Below are 324 nucleotides of genomic sequence, written 5' to 3' on the forward strand. Positions count from 1 at the left end.
CTTTTACAGCGCCTGTCGTAGGTATAAAGATGCCAGTAATTATTTTTGCAAGGGTAGACTTACCGCTACCATTAGAGCCTATCAAAAACACCACTTCGCCACGCTTCAAGGTGAGGTTGACATTTTTTAAAATGTCATCAGTAAGCGACTTATTTTCAGTCACAGTTTCTTGTGTATTGTGGTTTATACCTTGATAGCGATAACTCACATTGTTCAGTGAGATGGTTTGCCAGTCATTTGCTGCTATATTGGTTAAAAACGCTGGCTGGTAATCAGCAAGCGCCAACGTCTGTATTTTATCTAACGCGACTTGCGCCGTTTGTA

At 41.0% G+C, this 324-nt stretch carries 1 protein-coding gene; it reads right to left on the minus strand.

The window, feature by feature from the left end; genetic code table 11:
• A partial coding sequence (locus EI161_RS15150; protein WP_192530065.1) for an ATP-binding cassette domain-containing protein occupies positions 1-324 on the minus strand: 324 nt, incomplete at both ends.

This window comes from Psychrobacter sp. FME5, assembly GCF_014861375.1.
Classification (GTDB): domain Bacteria; phylum Pseudomonadota; class Gammaproteobacteria; order Pseudomonadales; family Moraxellaceae; genus Psychrobacter.